This is a genomic window from Pseudomonas trutticola BRTCR10 (genome assembly GCF_056155105.1).
Genome location: NZ_CM149552.1, coordinates 2,120,779 through 2,137,646, shown reverse-complemented (window position 1 = coordinate 2,137,646; position 16,868 = coordinate 2,120,779). Strand labels below are relative to the sequence as shown.

The 16,868-nt window shown below is 60.1% G+C and carries 10 protein-coding genes; 5 read left to right on the top strand and 5 right to left on the bottom strand.

Annotation, left to right across the window (positions count from 1 at the left end; translation table 11 throughout):
- Positions 1-95: 95 nt before the first annotated feature.
- The 4 genes from ligA to ACVVH8_RS09570 form a co-directional block, all read right to left on the bottom strand.
- The gene (ligA, locus tag ACVVH8_RS09585) at positions 96-2,453 is read right to left on the bottom strand and encodes an NAD-dependent DNA ligase LigA (RefSeq protein WP_103303894.1); all 2,358 of its coding nucleotides are present in this window, start codon (positions 2,451-2,453) and stop codon (positions 96-98) included.
- Between the two features lie 90 nt (positions 2,454-2,543).
- Positions 2,544-3,407 carry a cell division protein ZipA gene (gene zipA / locus ACVVH8_RS09580; protein ID WP_103303893.1) on the bottom strand — a complete coding sequence of 288 codons (864 nt, stop codon included), beginning with the start codon at positions 3,405-3,407 and terminating at the stop codon, positions 2,544-2,546.
- 259 nt (positions 3,408-3,666) lie between these two features.
- Positions 3,667-7,155, bottom strand: coding sequence for a chromosome segregation protein SMC (gene smc / locus ACVVH8_RS09575; RefSeq protein WP_475229679.1), 3,489 nt, complete (start codon positions 7,153-7,155; stop codon positions 3,667-3,669).
- Positions 7,156-7,157: 2 nt separating this feature from the next.
- Positions 7,158-7,817 (bottom strand): GntR family transcriptional regulator, encoded by a 660-nt coding sequence (locus ACVVH8_RS09570; RefSeq protein WP_103303891.1) that lies wholly within the window; start codon positions 7,815-7,817, stop codon positions 7,158-7,160.
- A 268-nt stretch (positions 7,818-8,085) separates the two neighbouring features.
- Between ACVVH8_RS09570 and xdhA the strand changes: the two genes are divergently transcribed.
- The 4 genes from xdhA (at position 8,086) to guaD (ending at position 14,252) form a co-directional block, all read left to right on the top strand.
- Complete coding sequence (xdhA, locus tag ACVVH8_RS09565) at positions 8,086-9,540, top strand: xanthine dehydrogenase small subunit (RefSeq protein WP_475229676.1); 1,455 nt, start codon at positions 8,086-8,088, stop codon at positions 9,538-9,540.
- Positions 9,533-11,932, top strand: a complete 2,400-nt coding sequence (gene xdhB, locus ACVVH8_RS09560; RefSeq protein ID WP_213028076.1) for a xanthine dehydrogenase molybdopterin binding subunit — start codon at positions 9,533-9,535, stop codon at positions 11,930-11,932. Before xdhA ends, xdhB begins: the two co-directional genes overlap by 8 nt.
- A 144-nt stretch (positions 11,933-12,076) precedes the next feature.
- Positions 12,077-12,934: a xanthine dehydrogenase accessory protein XdhC gene (gene xdhC, locus ACVVH8_RS09555; RefSeq protein ID WP_475229674.1), complete on the top strand. Its 858-nt coding sequence runs from the start codon at positions 12,077-12,079 to the stop codon at positions 12,932-12,934.
- A gap of 13 nt (positions 12,935-12,947) precedes the next feature.
- Positions 12,948-14,252, top strand: coding sequence for a guanine deaminase (gene guaD / locus ACVVH8_RS09550; RefSeq protein ID WP_103303887.1), 1,305 nt, complete (start codon positions 12,948-12,950; stop codon positions 14,250-14,252).
- Between the two features lie 292 nt (positions 14,253-14,544).
- On the opposite strand, the gene ACVVH8_RS09545 is transcribed toward guaD, so the two are convergent.
- Positions 14,545-15,309 (bottom strand): GntR family transcriptional regulator, encoded by a 765-nt coding sequence (locus ACVVH8_RS09545; protein ID WP_475229672.1) that lies wholly within the window; start codon positions 15,307-15,309, stop codon positions 14,545-14,547.
- Positions 15,310-15,665: 356 nt separating this feature from the next.
- Here ACVVH8_RS09545 and ACVVH8_RS09540 point away from each other — a divergent pair, with 356 nt between their 5' ends.
- A complete protein-coding gene (locus ACVVH8_RS09540; protein WP_475229669.1) occupies positions 15,666-16,862 on the top strand; it encodes a benzoate/H(+) symporter BenE family transporter in 1,197 nt (398 codons plus the stop codon).
- Positions 16,863-16,868: the final 6 nt, after the last annotated feature.

Below are 16,868 nucleotides of genomic sequence, written 5' to 3'. Positions count from 1 at the left end.
CAACGCTCTGCGTGGGAATGCATCCAGTGACGCTCTGCGTCACAGCGGACGCGGAGCGACCGGGGCGGCATTCCCACGCGGGAGCGTGGGAACGATCAAACGTTCAGGCCATGGGTTTTGAGGAAAGCGATAAAGGTTTCTTCGTCCATTACCTTCACGCCCAGTTCATTGGCCTTGGTCAGCTTGGAACCAGCGCCGGGGCCGGCGACCACGCAGTGAGTTTTCGCCGAGACCGAACCGGCGACCTTGGCACCCAGGCTTTCCAGATGCTCTTTGGCAACATCACGGCTCATCAACTCGACCTTGCCGGTCAGCACCCAGGTCTCGCCGGACAGCGGCAAGCCTTCGACGACTTTCTTCTCGCTCTGCCAGTGCATACCGAAATCGCGCAGTTGTTTCTCGGATTCTTCCGCCAGTTGCCGATGCTCAGGCAAGGCAAAAAACTCACGTACCGAATTCGCCTGTTTCTCCGGCAGTGCCTGACGCATGTCCAGCCAGTCGGCATTCATCACCGCTTCCAGCGAACCAAACTTGTCCGCCAGTTTCTGCGCACCGCCCGGGCCGACCGAAGGGATGTGCAGTTTGTCGAGGAAACCGCCAAGCGTGGTGCTGGCAGCAAACTCGGCGCCCAACTCGCCTTGGTCCTGAATCTGCAAACCATGGCCGAGCAATTCAGTGATCACCTGTTGGTTATGCGCATCTTCAAAGAAGCTGTGAATCTCGTGCGCCACTTCCAGGCCAACATCCGGCAGGTAGGTCAACACTTGCGGCAACGCCTGCTGAACGCGCTCCAGCGACCCCAGCGAGCGCGCCAGGACCTTGGCCGTTTCTTCGCCGACATCAGGAATGCCCAGCGCATAGATGAAACGCGCCAGCCCCGGTTTCTTGCTGTCCTCGATGGCCGCGAGCAGTTTGTTGCTCGACACCTCGGCAAAACCTTCCAGATCGACGATGTCGTCGAATTTCAGCGCGTACAGATCGGCCGGCGAGCTGACCAGACCTTCGTCGACCAGTTGCTCGACGCTCTTGTCGCCCAGGCCTTCAATGTCCATCGCCCGGCGCGAGACGAAGTGGATGATCGCCTGCTTCAGTTGCGCGCCACAGGCCAGACGGCCGACGCAGCGATACACCGCGCCTTCGCTGACGGTTTCCTTGCCTTTGCTGCGCTTGATCAGTTGCGTGCGCTCGACGTGCGAACCACAGACCGGGCAGCTATCGGGAATCTGCACCGCACGGGCGTTTTCCGGGCGGCGATCCATAACCACCTGCACCACTTGCGGAATCACGTCGCCGGCGCGACGGATGATCACGGTGTCACCGATCATCAAGCCCAGACGCGCCACTTCGTCCATGTTGTGCAGCGTGGCGTTGGCCACGGTGACGCCGGCAACCTTGACCGGTTTCAGTCGTGCGACTGGCGTGACGGCGCCGGTGCGGCCGACCTGGAATTCCACGTCGAGCAACTCGGTGAGCTCTTCCATCGCCGGGAATTTATGCGCGATGGCCCAGCGCGGTTCGCGGGCGCGGAAGCCCAGCTCACGCTGATCGGCGATGCTGTTGACCTTGAACACCACGCCGTCGATTTCATAGGCCAGCGAATTACGCCGCTCGCCGATGTCGCGGTAGTAATCCAGGCACTCGCCAATGCCCTTGGCCAGCTTCAGCTCGTGACTGATCGGCATGCCCCATTTCTGCAACTGCTTGAGGTTGCCGATGTGGGTGTCGGCAATATCGTGGGAAACCTGACCAATGCCGTAGCAGCAGAATTCCAGCGGACGGTTGGCGGTGATCTTCGAATCCAGCTGACGCAAGCTGCCGGCCGCAGCGTTGCGCGGGTTGGCGAAGGTCTTGCCGCCGACTTCCAGTTGCGAGGCGTTGAGGCGCTCGAAACCGGCCTTGGACATGAACACTTCACCGCGCACTTCCAGGGTCGCCGGCCAGCCTTCGCCGTGCAGCTTCAGGGGAATGTTACGCACGGTGCGCACGTTGACGCTGATGTCTTCACCGGTGGTGCCGTCGCCGCGTGTGGCGCCACGTACCAGCACGCCGTCCTGATAGAGCAGGCTGACCGCCAGGCCATCGAGCTTGGGTTCGCAGCTGTACTCCACCGCCGCGCCGCCACCGAACAGGTCACCGGCCGGCAGATCCAGCCCTTCGGTGACGCGGCGATCGAACTCGCGCATGTCGGTTTCTTCGAAGGCGTTGCCGAGGCTGAGCATCGGCACTTCGTGACGCACCTGGGTGAACGCGGTGAGCGCCACGCTGCCGACGCGCTGGGTCGGTGAGTCGCTGGTGATCAGTTCGGGATTGGCCGCTTCCAGCGCTTTGAGCTCGTGGAACAACCGGTCGTACTCGGCGTCCGGAATGCTCGGTTCGTCGAGGACGTGGTACCGGTAATTGTGCTGATCTAGTTCAGCGCGCAGCTCTAGAATGCGGTTTTTGGCGGCGGTCATGGGGTGTTCTCTCATAAAGCAAAAGAGCAGCCGAGGCTGCTCAATCTATTTGCCGATTGCCTCTTTTTTATCGCGAGGCAATCTTTTCAATCAACGCTTCTGGGTCAGGGCGCGGCGTTCGAACTCGACGATGCGCTGACGGTAGTGCTCAATCGTTTGTGCGGTCAGCACGCTGCGCTGGTCATCTTTCAGCTCGCCGTTCAGTTCCTGCGACAGCTTGCGGGCTGCGGCCACCATGACATCGAAAGCCTGCTTAGGATGACGCGGGCCTGGCAGGCCGAGGAAGAAGCTCACCGCCGGGGTGCTGAAATGGTCGATATCGTCCAGATCGAATATGCCCGGTTTGACCGCATTGGCCATGGAGAACAACACTTCACCGTTGCCGGCCATGCTTTCGTGGCGGTGGAAAATATCCATCTCGCCAAAACGCAGACCACTTTCCAGAATGTTCTGCAACAGCGCCGGGCCTTTGAAGCCGGCAGCGTCGCGGCAGATCACGCTGATCACCAGCACTTCTTCGGCTTGCGGCTGATCCTTGTCGACAACAGCAGGCGCAGGCTTGCTGTCTTCAACGAAGTCATCGTCACGGCTGCTGAAGCTCGGGCCGTCATCCAGATCGAGATTGAGGTTCAGGTCACCCTGAGCCGGACCGTTGCTGCCACGTTTGCCACGCTTCGAACCGGATTCGCGAGGCTCGCGTGCTTCGCGGGCCGGCATGCTCACCGAGGGCAGATCGTGTTCGTCCAGCTGCGGTTCTTTATGGTTGTCCAGCACGCGAGCCGGGCCCAACAGCTCGGCGCTGGTGTCCTCGTCCGGCAGGTTGGACAGACTTCGGTCAAGACGGAATTTCAGTTTTCCCTTGCCGCCGCGCATACGGCGCCAGCCATCGAAAAGAATACCGGCTATCACAATGATGCCGATGACGATCAGCCACTCGCGCAGACCGATTTCCATGTAATCCCGTGCCTCTATAAAAAATGCTGAAAAATAAGGGGTTTACACTGTGCAAACCGCTTTAAAACGTGGCGCCAACTCTATGTTCTGACAGGCGTTTTGCCCACGTATACGAAAAATTGACATTAAACTAGCACGACCAAAGACAACTTTACACCGTCTGTCTCATTGGCTTGCGCGAATATGTCGATTGGCCAGCAAGTCGAACGCGGTAAAAAAGTCCTACAAGACTAAATTACCTTTCCGACACCACGCTGGCTCAGGCGTCCACCATCGCCATCGCCTCCTCGACATCCACGGCTACCAGTCGCGAACAACCCGGTTCATGCATCGTTACGCCCATCAACTGCTCGGCCATTTCCATGGCGATTTTGTTGTGGGTGATGTAGATGAACTGCACGGTCTGCGACATCTCTTTGACCAAGCGTGCGTAGCGTCCAACGTTAGCGTCATCCAGTGGCGCGTCAACCTCATCGAGCATGCAGAACGGCGCCGGATTCAATTTGAAGATGGCAAATACCAGTGCCAGCGCGGTCAGGGCTTTTTCCCCGCCGGAGAGCAAATGGATGGTGCTGTTCTTCTTCCCTGGCGGCTGCGCCATGATCGTTACCCCTGTATCGAGTAGATCTTCGCCCGTCAGTTCCAAATACGCCCGTCCACCACCGAAAACTTTTGGAAAAAGTGCCTGTAAACCGCCATTGATCTGATCAAAGGTATCTTTGAAACGGTTACGGGTTTCCTTGTCGATCTTGCGGATAACGTTTTCCAGCGTCTCCAGTGCTTCGACCAGATCGGCATCCTGCGCATCCAGATAACGCTTACGCTCGGACTGTTGCGTGTATTCATCGATGGCCGCGAGGTTGATCGCGCCCAGGCGTTGAATCCGCGCATTGATCCTTTCGAGTTCTTCTTCGGCTTCGCGTTCACTGGCCTGCGCGGTCAATGTGGCGAGCACGCCATTGAGATCGTAGCCGTCTTCGAGCAATTGATCCTGCAAAGCCTTGCGGCGCACGGTCAGGGCTTGCCATTCCATGCGTTGTTGTTCGAGCTGGCCGCGAATCAACTGCGATTGCTGCTCGGCCTGGGTCCGGCGCTTTTCTGCGTCGCGCAATTCGCGGTCGGCGTCTTCCAGGGCGATCTGCGCAGTCTTGAGTTCTTCGTCGACGGTCATGCGCTTGTCGAGCAGTTCTTCGAGTTTCAGGCGCAGCTCTTCCAGCGGTGCCTCGCCCTCCTCCAGATTCAGACTCAACTGTTCGCGTTTTTCGGTCAGACGCTCGGCCTGCATTTCCAGACGCTCCAGCGCCTGACGCGTGGAATCATGCTGAGCGCGCAACGAGCCGAGACGCACGGCCAATTGGTGCGCGTGATCCTTGTGCTGACGCGCTTCCTGACGCACGCGATCAAGGCGCTCGCGCAGGCTGTCGCGCTGGGCCAACAGCAATTCGCGCTGCTCGGTATCCAGTGCCATCGCGTCGAGGGCTTCCTGCAACTGCATGCGCGCTTCGCCGACTTGTTCGTGCTCAAGTTCGCGCTGTTCGCCAAGCTCGACCAGCTCTTCATCGAGGCGTGTGCGGCGCAAAGTCAACTGTTCGGCCTTGGCTTTGCCGGCGGACAGTTGCGCTTTCAATTCACCTTGCTGACGTGCTTCGTCTTGCAGCAAACGACGCAAATGTTCGCGACCGTTTTCCTGCTGGCGCTGTTGCGCGCGCAAGGTTTGCAGACGGTTTTCCATGGCCTCGACCGTGGCTTCTTTCTCTTCGCGCTCAAGGTGCAGCGCTTCGATTTCCTGGCCACGGGCGAGCATGCCGCTTTCCGCTTCGCTGGCACGACGTACGCGCAGGAAGTGTCGACCGACCCAATAACCGTCACGGCTGATCAGGCTCTCGCCAGCGCTTAATTGTCCACGCAAGGCCAAGGCCTGTTCGAGGCTGTCGACGGGTTTGACCTGACCGAGCCACGGCGACAGATCGATCTGCGCCTCGACCTTATCCAGCAAGCTGCCGGCCACGCGTACGCCATCGGTGCCGGGGCTGAGCAGGCGCAAATCGCCTTGGGTGAAACCGGACAGATCGAAGCCGCTGAAGTCGTCGACCAGCACCGCCTGCAGATCGGCGCCGAGCACGGTTTCCACCGCCAGCTCCCAACCGGCCTCGACCTTCAGGCCTTCGGCCAGGCGCGGACGCTCGGTGAGGTTGTGTTCCTTTAACCATTCGGCAGTGCCGGTGCCTGGATCGAGTGCGGCTTGTTGCAAGGCTTCCAGCGAAGCCAGGCGACCATTGAGCCGCTGCAAGTCACCCTGCGCCTGTTGCTGCGCGGTCAACGCCTGCTGCAATTCCTGACGAAGTTGCTCGAGCTTTTCGACCTGAGCCTCTTCGCTGGTCTGCAAATCTTCGAGGGTCGCTTCGGACTCGGCGAGTTGCTCGTTGAGCTCCATGATCGCCGCGTCTTCCGGGTCGGCCGAAAGCAGCGCGCGCTCTTCGCCGAGGCGCTTTTGCCGATCGGCGAGGCGCTCCATGCTGGTTTCCAGCTGCTGGATGCGCGACTGCTGCACTTCGGCCTGACGACGCGGTTCGGCGGCGGTCAGGTTGAAGGCGTCCCACTGCTCCTGCCAACCGTGCATGACGCTTTCGGAATCTTCCAGCGCAGCGGCGGCTTCTTCGGCGGCAGCGCTGGTGACTTCCTGCTCGGGCGTGAGCATGTCCAGCTCTTCGCCGAGGGTCAGCAGCAAGGTGCGATCGTGACCCAGATGCGATTCGGTTTCCAGGCGTGCGCGTTCGGCTTCTTTCAGATCGTCCTGCAACTGGCGCAAACGTTGCTGGCCGTGCTGGATGCTCTGCTCGACCCGGGCGATGTCGCCGCCGACCGAATAGAAGCGCCCCTGCACCAGATTGAAGCGTTCGGACAGATCGTGGTGCCCGTCGCGCAGGCGTTCGATGGCCGCGTCGGCATTGCGCTGTTCTGCGACCAAGGCTTCGAAACTGATTTCCTGAGTGCCGATGATCGACTCGCGCTGGCCGACCTGATCGTTCAGATCCTGCCAGCGCAGGGCCGACAGTTGCGCCTTGAGCTGACGCTCCTCGGCTTTGAATTCCTGATACTTCTTCGCCGCCTCGGCCTGGCGGTGCAGGCGTTCGAGTTGACGCTCCAGCTCTTCGCGCAGGTCGGTCAGGCGAGCAAGGTTTTCGTGGGTGCGGCGGATACGGTTTTCGGTTTCGCGCCGGCGCTCTTTATATTTCGAGATGCCGGCCGCTTCTTCAATGAAGTTGCGCAGGTCTTCGGGCTTGGACTCGATCAGCTTGGAGATCATCCCCTGCTCGATGATCGAGTAACTGCGCGGGCCGAGGCCGGTGCCGAGGAAAATATCGGTGATATCGCGACGACGGCATTTGGTGCCGTTGAGGTAATAGGTGGTCTGGCTGTCGCGAGTGACTTTGCGGCGAATGGAGATTTCCGCGTAAGCCGCGTACTCGCCCAGCAACGTGCCGTCGGAGTTGTCGAAGACCAGTTCGATGCTGGCCTGACTCACCGGTTTACGGCTGGTCGAACCGTTGAAGATGACGTCGGTCATCGACTCGCCACGGAGGTTCTTCGCCGAACTTTCGCCCATCACCCAGCGCACGGCGTCGATGATGTTCGACTTGCCGCAACCGTTCGGCCCGACGACTGCCGCCATGTTACTGGGGAAGTTCACCGTGGTCGGGTCGACGAAGGACTTGAATCCCGCCAGTTTGATGCACTTGAGCCGCACGCTTAGGCAACCGTCAGGGCGGACACCACCAGATCGCAGCTGCGCTGGGCGTAAGCCGTCAGCACGATGCGGATCTGCGGCAAATCACGGGCAAGCACGGCGGCCAGCAAGCGCTCGAACAGTTCGAGGAACTCGCTCATTTCGGCCTTGCGCTGTTCGAGGGCAAGGAAGTAGGCGCGGCTCATGGCCGGCTGCAGGTTCTCGACGGTCTCTTGCAGGTACGGGTTGTTGGCGAACGGATAGGCAGCGCGCATGACGCTGAAGCTGTCGTCGACAAAACTGCGGATGTCCTGGCGCTCGTAGCTGGCGGTCAGGCGCTGCTGGATCTGCACGAACGGCGCCATGTCCGACTGCACTTGCCAGCCGTTGGCCACCGAATTGCCGAGCAGGATGTACAGCTCGCTCATCAGCGTGCACAGGCTCTGCACCTTGTGCGGCGTCAGTTCGGTGACGTGCGCGCCACGGCGCGGCAGGATCGCGATCAGGTGGCGGCGTTCGAGGATCAGCAAGGCTTCGCGGACCGATCCGCGGCTGACATTAAGTGCCAGCGTGACCTTCTGTTCCTGGATGCGCTCTCCCGGCTTCATTTCGCCACGAATGATGCGTTCGGCGAGGTGGTGAGCAATTTGCTCGGCGAGGCTGTCCGGCGCCTTGAACGTCATGGTTGTCCTTCAAACTCTATCGATCTGCACAAGCGGCGCAGTGTAGCGCAAATGCACGGGCATGGCGGAGTGCCCACTCAGCGGTTTTTGGCACGAATCCCGCAAAAAAGCGGGGTGACCGATGAGGGTCAATACTGAATAGACACGTTGCTGATCGACGAAACGTATTTTCCTGACCTTTAAGTCAGAAAACCATTGACCGAAAAGTCAGACCTGCTAAATTCGGTTCACGTCGGTTAACAACAATAATGAGTCTGCGAGGCCTTCCGTGATCCAGTTTTTACTTAACCAGGAACTCCGTAGCGAGCATGCCCTGGACCCGAATCTGACTGTGCTCAATTACTTGCGTGAACACGTCGGTAAATCCGGTACCAAAGAAGGTTGCGCCAGCGGCGACTGCGGCGCTTGCACCGTGGTGGTTGGCGAGCTGCAAACGGATGACGATGGCCGCGAACACATTCGCTATCGCAGCCTCAACTCGTGCCTGACATTCGTTTCGTCACTGCACGGCAAACAACTGATCAGCGTTGAAGACCTCAAGCACAAAGGCGAACTGCACAGCGTGCAGAAAGCCATGGTCGAGTGCCACGGCTCGCAATGCGGTTTCTGCACCCCGGGTTTCGTCATGTCGCTGTTCGCTCTGCAAAAGAACAGCGATGCGCCGGATCACGCCAAGGCCCACGAAGCGCTGGCCGGCAACCTCTGCCGCTGCACCGGCTACCGGCCGATTCTGGCGGCTGCCGAGCAATCGTGCTGCGGCAAGCAACCGGACCAGTTCGACGCCCGCGAAGCGGAAACCATCGCGCGCCTGAAAGCCATCGCCCCGACCGATATCGGCGAGCTGAACAGTGGCGACAAGCGCTGCCTGGTGCCGCTGACCGTCGCTGACCTGGCCGATCTCTACGACGCTTACCCACAAGCCCGCCTGCTTGCCGGCGGCACCGATCTGGCGCTGGAAGTCACCCAGTTCCACCGCACCCTGCCGGTGATGATCTACGTCGGCAACGTCGCCGAAATGAAGCGCATCGAAACCTTCGAAGACCGCATCGAAATCGGCGCTGCCACCGCCCTCTCCGACTGCTACGAAGCGTTGAACGCCGAGTACCCGGACTTCGGCGAACTGTTGCACCGCTTCGCCTCGCTGCAAATCCGCAACCAGGGCACCCTCGGCGGCAACATCGGCAACGCCTCGCCAATCGGTGATTCGCCTCCGCTGCTGATCGCCCTCGGCGCGCAAGTCGTGCTGTGCAAAGGCGAAACCCGGCGCACGCTGAACCTCGAAGATTACTTCATCGACTACAAAGTCACTGCCCGTCAGGAAAGTGAATTCATCGAGAAGATCATCGTCCCACGCGCCAGCGCCGAGCAGTTGTTCCGCGCCTACAAAGTTTCCAAGCGTCTGGACGACGACATCTCCGCCGTCTGCGCCGCGTTCAACCTGCGCGTCGAAAACGGCGTGATCAGAGATGCGCGCATAGCCTTCGGCGGTATGGCAGCAATTCCGAAACGCGCGGCTCACTGTGAAGCCGCATTGATCGGCCAGCCGTTCAACAACGCCGTGGTCGAACGCGCCTGCACCGCACTGGCCGAAGACTTCACACCGCTCTCGGACTTCCGCGCCAGCAAGGAATATCGCCTGCTCAGCGCGCAGAACCTGCTGCGTAAATACTTCATCGAACTGCAAACACCGCACATCGAGACTCGGGTGACCGCTTATGTCTAACCATCACGCCGTAGAGAAGACCCAGGCTGAATTGGCCGAGCTGTTCGCCAAGGACCTGACCACCGGTGTCGGCCGCAGCGTCAAGCACGACAGCGCCGCCAAGCATGTGTCCGGTGAAGCGCAGTACATCGATGATCGCCTGGAGTTTCCAAACCAGCTGCATCTGTACGCACGCATGTCGGACCGCGCCCACGCGAAAATCATCAGCATCGACACCTCGCCGTGCTACGCCTTCGAAGGCGTACGCATCGCCATCACCCACGAAGACGTGCCGGGCCTGAAAGACATCGGCCCATTGATGCCGGGCGACCCGCTGCTGGCCATCGATGACGTGCAATTTGTCGGTCAACCGGTGCTCGCCGTTGCCGCGAAGGATCTGGAAACCGCGCGCAAGGCCGCCATGGCCGCGATCATCGAATACGAAGACCTCGAGCCAGTGCTCGACGTGGTCGAAGCCCTGCGCAAACGCCACTTCGTGCTCGACAGCCACACCCATCAGCGCGGCGATTCGGTCTCGGCACTGGCGACCGCTGAACATCGCATTCAGGGCACGCTGCACATCGGTGGTCAGGAACACTTCTATCTGGAGACGCAAATCTCCTCGGTGATGCCGACTGAAGACGGCGGCATGATCGTCTACTGCTCGACGCAGAACCCGACCGAAGTGCAGAAACTGGTCGCCGAAGTGCTCGACGTGTCGATGAACAAAATCGTCGTCGACATGCGCCGCATGGGCGGTGGTTTCGGCGGCAAGGAAACCCAGGCCGCCAGCCCGGCGTGCCTGTGCGCCGTGGTTGCGCACCTGACTGGCCAACCGACCAAGATGCGCCTGCCGCGCGTCGAAGACATGCTGATGACCGGCAAGCGTCACCCGTTTTACGTCGAGTACGACGTCGGCTTCGACAGCACCGGGCGCCTGCACGGGATCAACATGGATCTGGCTGGCAACTGCGGCTGCTCGCCGGATTTGTCCGCCTCGATCGTTGACCGGGCGATGTTCCACTCGGACAACTCCTACTACCTCGGCGATGCGACCATCCACGGGCACCGCTGCAAGACCAACACCGCGTCGAACACCGCTTACCGTGGTTTCGGTGGCCCGCAAGGCATGGTCGCGATTGAGGAAGTAATGGACGCGATTGCCCGTCACCTGCAGCTTGATCCGCTGGCTGTGCGCAAGGCCAACTACTACGGCAAGACCGAGCGCAACGTCACCCATTACTACCAGACCGTCGAGCACAACATGCTCGAGGAAATGACCGCCGAACTGGAAGAAAGCAGCCAGTATCACGAGCGTCGCGAAGCGATCCGCCGCTACAACGCCAACAGCCCGATCCTGAAAAAAGGCCTGGCGCTGACCCCGGTGAAATTCGGTATTTCCTTCACAGCGAGCTTCCTGAACCAGGCCGGTGCGCTGATCCACATCTACACCGACGGCAGCATCCACCTGAACCATGGCGGCACGGAAATGGGCCAGGGGCTGAACACCAAAGTCGCGCAGGTCGTGGCTGAAGTGTTCCAGGTCGAGATTGATCGTGTGCAGATCACCGCGACCAACACCGACAAAGTACCGAACACCTCGCCGACAGCGGCGTCCAGCGGCGCCGACTTGAACGGTAAAGCGGCGCAGAACGCGGCTGAAATCATCAAGAAACGCCTGATCGAATTTGCTGCCCGGCATTACAAAGTCAGCGAAGAAGACGTGCAATTCCATAACGGTCATGTGCGCGTCCGCGACCACATCCTGACCTTTGAAGCGCTGATCCAGCAGGCGTATTTCAATCAGGTTTCGTTGTCGAGCACCGGGTTCTATAAGACCCCGAAAATCTACTACGACCGCAGCCAGGCCCGTGGTCGGCCATTCTACTACTTCGCCTTCGGCGCGGCGTGCTGCGAAGTGATCGTCGACACCCTGACCGGCGAGTACAAGATGCTCCGAACCGACATCCTTCACGATGTGGGCGCCTCGCTGAACCCGTCCATCGACATCGGTCAGGTCGAGGGCGGTTTCATCCAGGGCATGGGCTGGCTGACCATGGAAGAGCTGGTCTGGAACAACAAAGGCAAGCTGATGACCAACGGCCCGGCCAGCTACAAGATCCCGGCCGTGGCGGACATGCCGCTCGACCTGCGGGTGAAGCTGGTGGAAAACCGCAAAAATCCGGAAGACACGGTGTTCCATTCCAAGGCTGTCGGTGAGCCACCGTTCATGCTCGGGATTGCTTCGTGGTGTGCGATCAAGGATGCGGTGGCGAGCCTCGGTGACTATAAGCATCAACCGCAGATCGATGCGCCGGCGACGCCGGAGCGGGTGTTGTGGGGGTGTGAGCAGATGCGCCAGCTCAAGACCGTGAAAGCGGTCGAGGCAGAGACCGAACTGGCTCCGCTTTAAGACCGAGGCGCGGCCAATCGCTGGCAAGCCAACTCCCACAGGGTTCTGCGGTGTTTATCCGATATGCGTTACACCGCAAATCCTGTGGGAGCTGGCTTGCCAGCGATGAGGCCCGAACAGACAACGATGTTGTAGGGGTGAACTATGTACAACTGGATCGACGCCCTCGCCGACCTGCAGAACCAGGGCGAACCCTGCGTTCTGGTGACGATCATCGAAGAACTTGGCTCGACGCCACGCAACGCCGGCTCGAAAATGGTCATCAGCGCGAAACAGACCTTCGACACCATCGGTGGCGGGCATCTGGAATACAAAGCCATGCAGATCGCCCGCGATATGCTCGCCAGCGGCAAGCAGGACACCCATCTGGAGCGCTTCAGTCTCGGCGCCAGTCTGGGCCAGTGCTGCGGTGGCGCCACCGTGTTGCTGTTCGAACCGATGGGCCAGGTGCAGGCGCAGATTGCCGTGTTCGGCGCCGGCCATGTCGGCCGCGCCTTGGTACCGTTGCTTGCCGGCCTGCCCTGCCGGGTGCGCTGGATCGATTCGCGGGAAGAGGAATTCCCCGAACAGATTCCCCACGGCGTGCGTAAAATCGTCGCCGAGGAGCCTGTGGATGAAATCGACGACCTGCCCGCCGGCAGCTACTGCATCGTCATGACCCACAACCATCAGCTGGATCTGGAGCTGACCGCCGCCATCCTCAAGCGCAACGATTTCACTTGGTTCGGCCTGATCGGCTCGAAGACCAAACGCGCCAAATTCGAACACCGTCTGCGTGATCGCGGTTTCGACGCCAGCGTCGTGCAACGCATGCGCTGCCCGATGGGCATCAGCGAAGTCAAAGGCAAATTGCCTGTGGAAATCGCCATCTCCATCGCCGGCGAAATCATCGCCACCTATAACGCCAATTTCGGCCAGCAGACTGCCAGCGCCGAACCGATTGCCAAACTGCTGCCCGTTTCGCGCCGCAGTGAAGCCGCCAAACTCAAAGCCTCAAATTGATTAGAGAAACCTCATGCCTCTGACTCGCAAAGCCTACCGCGCCGCCATCCTGCACAGCATTGCCGACCCTGCCGAAGTCGGGATCGAAGCCTCCTACGAATATTTCGAGGATGGCCTGCTGGTGGTCGATGGCGGCAAGATCAGCGCCCTCGGCCACGCCAGTGATTTGCTGCCGACCCTGCCGGCGGACATCGAAATCGAGCACTACAAAGACGCGCTGATCACCCCGGGCTTCATTGACACGCACATTCACCTGCCGCAAACCGGCATGGTTGGCGCCTATGGCGAGCAACTGCTCGACTGGCTCAACACCTACACCTTCCCGTGCGAAAGCCAGTTCGGTGACAAGGCGCACGCCGACGATGTCGCGGATATTTTCATCAAGGAACTGCTGCGCAACGGCACCACCACCGCGCTGGTGTTCGGCAGCGTGCACCCGCAATCGGTGAACTCGTTCTTTGAGGCGGCCGAGAAGCTTGATCTGCGGATGATCGCCGGCAAGGTGATGATGGACCGCAACGCACCGGACTACCTGACCGACACCGCAGAATCCAGCTACGTCGAGAGCAAGGCGCTGATCGAGCGCTGGCACGGCAAGGGCCGCCTGCACTATGCGGTCACCCCGCGTTTCGCCCCGACCAGCACCCCGGAACAACTGACCCTCGCCGGGCAACTGCTGACCGAATACCCGGATCTGTACATGCAGACCCACATCAGCGAGAACCTCAAGGAAATCGAGTGGGTCAAGGAGCTGTTCCCGGAGCGCAAGGGCTACCTCGACGTTTACGACCACTACAAGTTGCTCGGCGAGCGCTCGGTCTTCGCCCACGGCGTGCACCTGTGCGATGACGAATGTGCGCGGTTGGCGGAGACGGGTTCGGCGATCTCGTTCTGCCCGACTTCGAACTTCTTCCTCGGCAGCGGCTTGTTCAATCTGCCGATGGCCGAGAAGCACAAGCTGAATGTCGGTCTGGGCACTGACGTTGGTGGCGGTACCAGTTTCTCGCTGCTGCAAACCTTGAACGAAGCTTACAAAGTGATGCAGTTGCAGGGTGCGCGCCTGAGCCCGTTCAAGTCGCTGTATCTGGCGACGCTGGGCGGTGCACGGGCGCTGCGTCTGGAAGACAAGATCGGCAATCTGCAACCGGGCTCGGATGCCGACTTCCTGGTGCTGGATTACAACGCCACGCCGTTGCTGAGTTATCGCTTGAAGCAGGCGAATAACATCGCCGAGACGTTGTTTGTGTTGATGACGCTGGGGGATGACCGCACGGTGCAGCAGACGTATGCGGCGGGTGCGTTGGTGCATCAGCGTTAACTCTCCGGCACTGATCGCCCCCCGCGCTGATCGTTCCCACGCTCCGCGTGGGAATGCAGCCCGTGACGCTCCGCGTCACTGGACGCGGAGCGTCCCCAGAGGCATTCCCACGCAGAGCGTGGTAACGATCAATCCCCCGGTACTTTTCAGTTCGGGGGATTTTTATTGCCTGTCAGATTGCTATCGCTGGCAAGCCAGCTCCCACAGGATTTGTGGTGTAACCCAAATCGGCTGCCCACCACAAACCACTGTGGGAGCAGGCTTGCCAGCGATTGGAGCAACTCGGTCTACTTTAGAGCTTGGCCGCAGGACGCCCAGACTTCTTGGTCTGCAACAGATGCGAGAACACCGCATGCAGATCATCGGAGGCGCCTTCCTCATCGAGGTTGAGCTTGCTGTCGATGTGATCCATGTGATGCATCATCAGATTCACCGCCAGTTCGCCGTCGCGCTTTTCGATCGCGTCGATCAACTGGGTGTGCTCGTCGTAGGAACAATGCGAACGGTTGCCGCTTTCATACTGGGCGATGATCAGCGAGGTCTGCGAGACCAGGCTGCGCTGGAAGCTGATCAGCGGGGCGTTTTTTGCCGCTTCGGCGAGTTTCAGGTGAAATTCACCCGACAGGCGAATACCGGCGCCACGATCACCGCGCGAGAAACTGTCGCGCTCATCGTTGACCATCTGACGCAGTTCGGCGATCTGTTCGGCAGTGGCATGCAGCACGGCCAGTTCAGTGATCGCGCGCTCGACCAGACGGCGGGCCATGAACACCTGGCGTGCTTCTTCAACGCTCGGGCTGGCGACGACGGCGCCACGGTTCGGCCGCAACAGCACGACGCCCTCATGGGCCAGACGCGACAAGGCGCGGCGAATGATGGTGCGGCTGACCCCGAAAATTTCCCCCAGCGCTTCTTCGCTCAACTTGGTGCCGGGCGCCAGACGCTGCTCGAGGATGGCCTCGAAGATATGCGCGTAGACAATATCGTCCTGGGTTCCGCTGCGGCCGGCTTTGCCTGCTCGCGGTTGTTTCTTGAGGGGTTGCAACTGTTCGTTCATGGGCACTCGAGTCGGGAGAACTGCGGCGAATAGACCGTGACTGTAATACGGCACAGTAGGTCGCTGGCAAGTATCGCGTAAAAAACAGCGCGATTGTACACAATGGATGGTGGCAACACGACTGTATGGCTGTTTGTGACCACGGCTGTATTGCAACGATCCGTTACGATTGAGTTTAGGCTTGATCACAGAATCCGCCTTCAGCGCACAATTCCCTGTAGGAGTGAGCCTGCTCGCGAATGCGGTGTGTCATTCGGCAATGACGTGGGTGACACACTGCAATCGCGAGCAGGCTCACTCCTACAAGGGTTGGCGTTATGGCGGGAATCTTCATTGGTATAAGGAACACCGCCGTCATGAACGACGCCACGCACACTCAACTGCGTCCCTTTTCCGACACATCGCCTTCGGCCATCGTCGCCGGTTTCATTGCGATGATGACCGGCTACACCAGTTCACTGGTGCTGATGTTCCAGGCCGGGCAAGCGGCGGGCCTGACCAGCGGGCAGATTTCCTCGTGGATCTGGGCGATTTCGATCGGCATGGCGGTGTGCTCGATCGGCCTGTCGCTGCGCTATCGCACACCCATCACCATCGCCTGGTCGACGCCCGGCGCGGCGTTGCTGATCACCAGTCTTGGCGGCGTCAGTTACGGCGAAGCCATCGGTGCCTACATTACCTGCGCCGTGCTGGTGACGATCTGCGGGCTGACAGGCAGTTTTGAACGTTTGGTGAAAAAGATCCCGGCATCGCTGGCGGCGGCATTATTGGCGGGGATTCTGTTCAAGATAGGCAGTGAAATCTTCGTCGCCGCGCAACACCGCACCGGTCTGGTGCTGGGGATGTTCTTCACTTATCTGCTGATCAAACGCCTGTCGCCACGCTATGCCGTGCTCGCTGCACTGCTGATCGGCACGGCGTTGTCGGGCTTCATGGGCCTGCTGGATTTCAGCGGTTTCCACCTGGAGGTGGCGACACCGGTGTGGACTACTCCGCATTTCTCGCTGGCAGCGACCATCAGCATCGGCATCCCGCTGTTCGTGGTGGCAATGACCTCGCAGAACATGCCCGGCATCGCCGTCCTGCGCGCCGACGGCTATAACGTGCCAGCCTCGCCGCTGATCACCACCACAGGCATCGCCTCACTGTTACTGGCGCCGTTCGGCTCCCACGGCATCAACCTCGCGGCCATCAGCGCGGCGATTTGTACCGGGCCGCACGCCCATGAAGACCGCAACAAACGTTACACCGCAGCGGTGTGGTGCGGGATTTTCTACGGGATTGCCGGAGTGTTCGGCGCCACATTGGCGGCGTTGTTCGCCGCGTTGCCGAAGGAACTGGTGCTGTCGATTGCCGCATTGGCGCTGTTTGGTTCGATCATCAATGGCTTGAGCATTGCCATGACCGAAGTGAAGGAACGCGAAGCGGCGCTGATTACCTTTATGGTCACGGCGTCGGGGTTGACGCTGTTTTCGATTGGTTCGGCGTTCTGGGGGATTGTCGCGGGGGTTTTGACGCTGGTGATTCTGAACTGGCGTAAAGCGCAGGCATAAAAAAAC

Coding starts and splice junctions, on each gene's coding strand:
- ligA (WP_103303894.1), bottom strand. CDS start 2,453: ATGACCGCCGCCAAAAACCGCATTCTAGAGCTGCGCGCTGAACTAGAT.
- zipA (WP_103303893.1), bottom strand. CDS start 3,407: ATGGAAATCGGTCTGCGCGAGTGGCTGATCGTCATCGGCATCATTGTG.
- ACVVH8_RS09570 (WP_103303891.1), bottom strand. CDS start 7,817: ATGACGTTCAAGGCGCCGGACAGCCTCGCCGAGCAAATTGCTCACCAC.
- xdhB (WP_213028076.1), top strand. CDS start 9,533: ATGTCTAACCATCACGCCGTAGAGAAGACCCAGGCTGAATTGGCCGAG.
- xdhC (WP_475229674.1), top strand. CDS start 12,077: ATGTACAACTGGATCGACGCCCTCGCCGACCTGCAGAACCAGGGCGAA.
- guaD (WP_103303887.1), top strand. CDS start 12,948: ATGCCTCTGACTCGCAAAGCCTACCGCGCCGCCATCCTGCACAGCATT.
- ACVVH8_RS09545 (WP_475229672.1), bottom strand. CDS start 15,309: ATGAACGAACAGTTGCAACCCCTCAAGAAACAACCGCGAGCAGGCAAA.
- ACVVH8_RS09540 (WP_475229669.1), top strand. CDS start 15,666: ATGAACGACGCCACGCACACTCAACTGCGTCCCTTTTCCGACACATCG.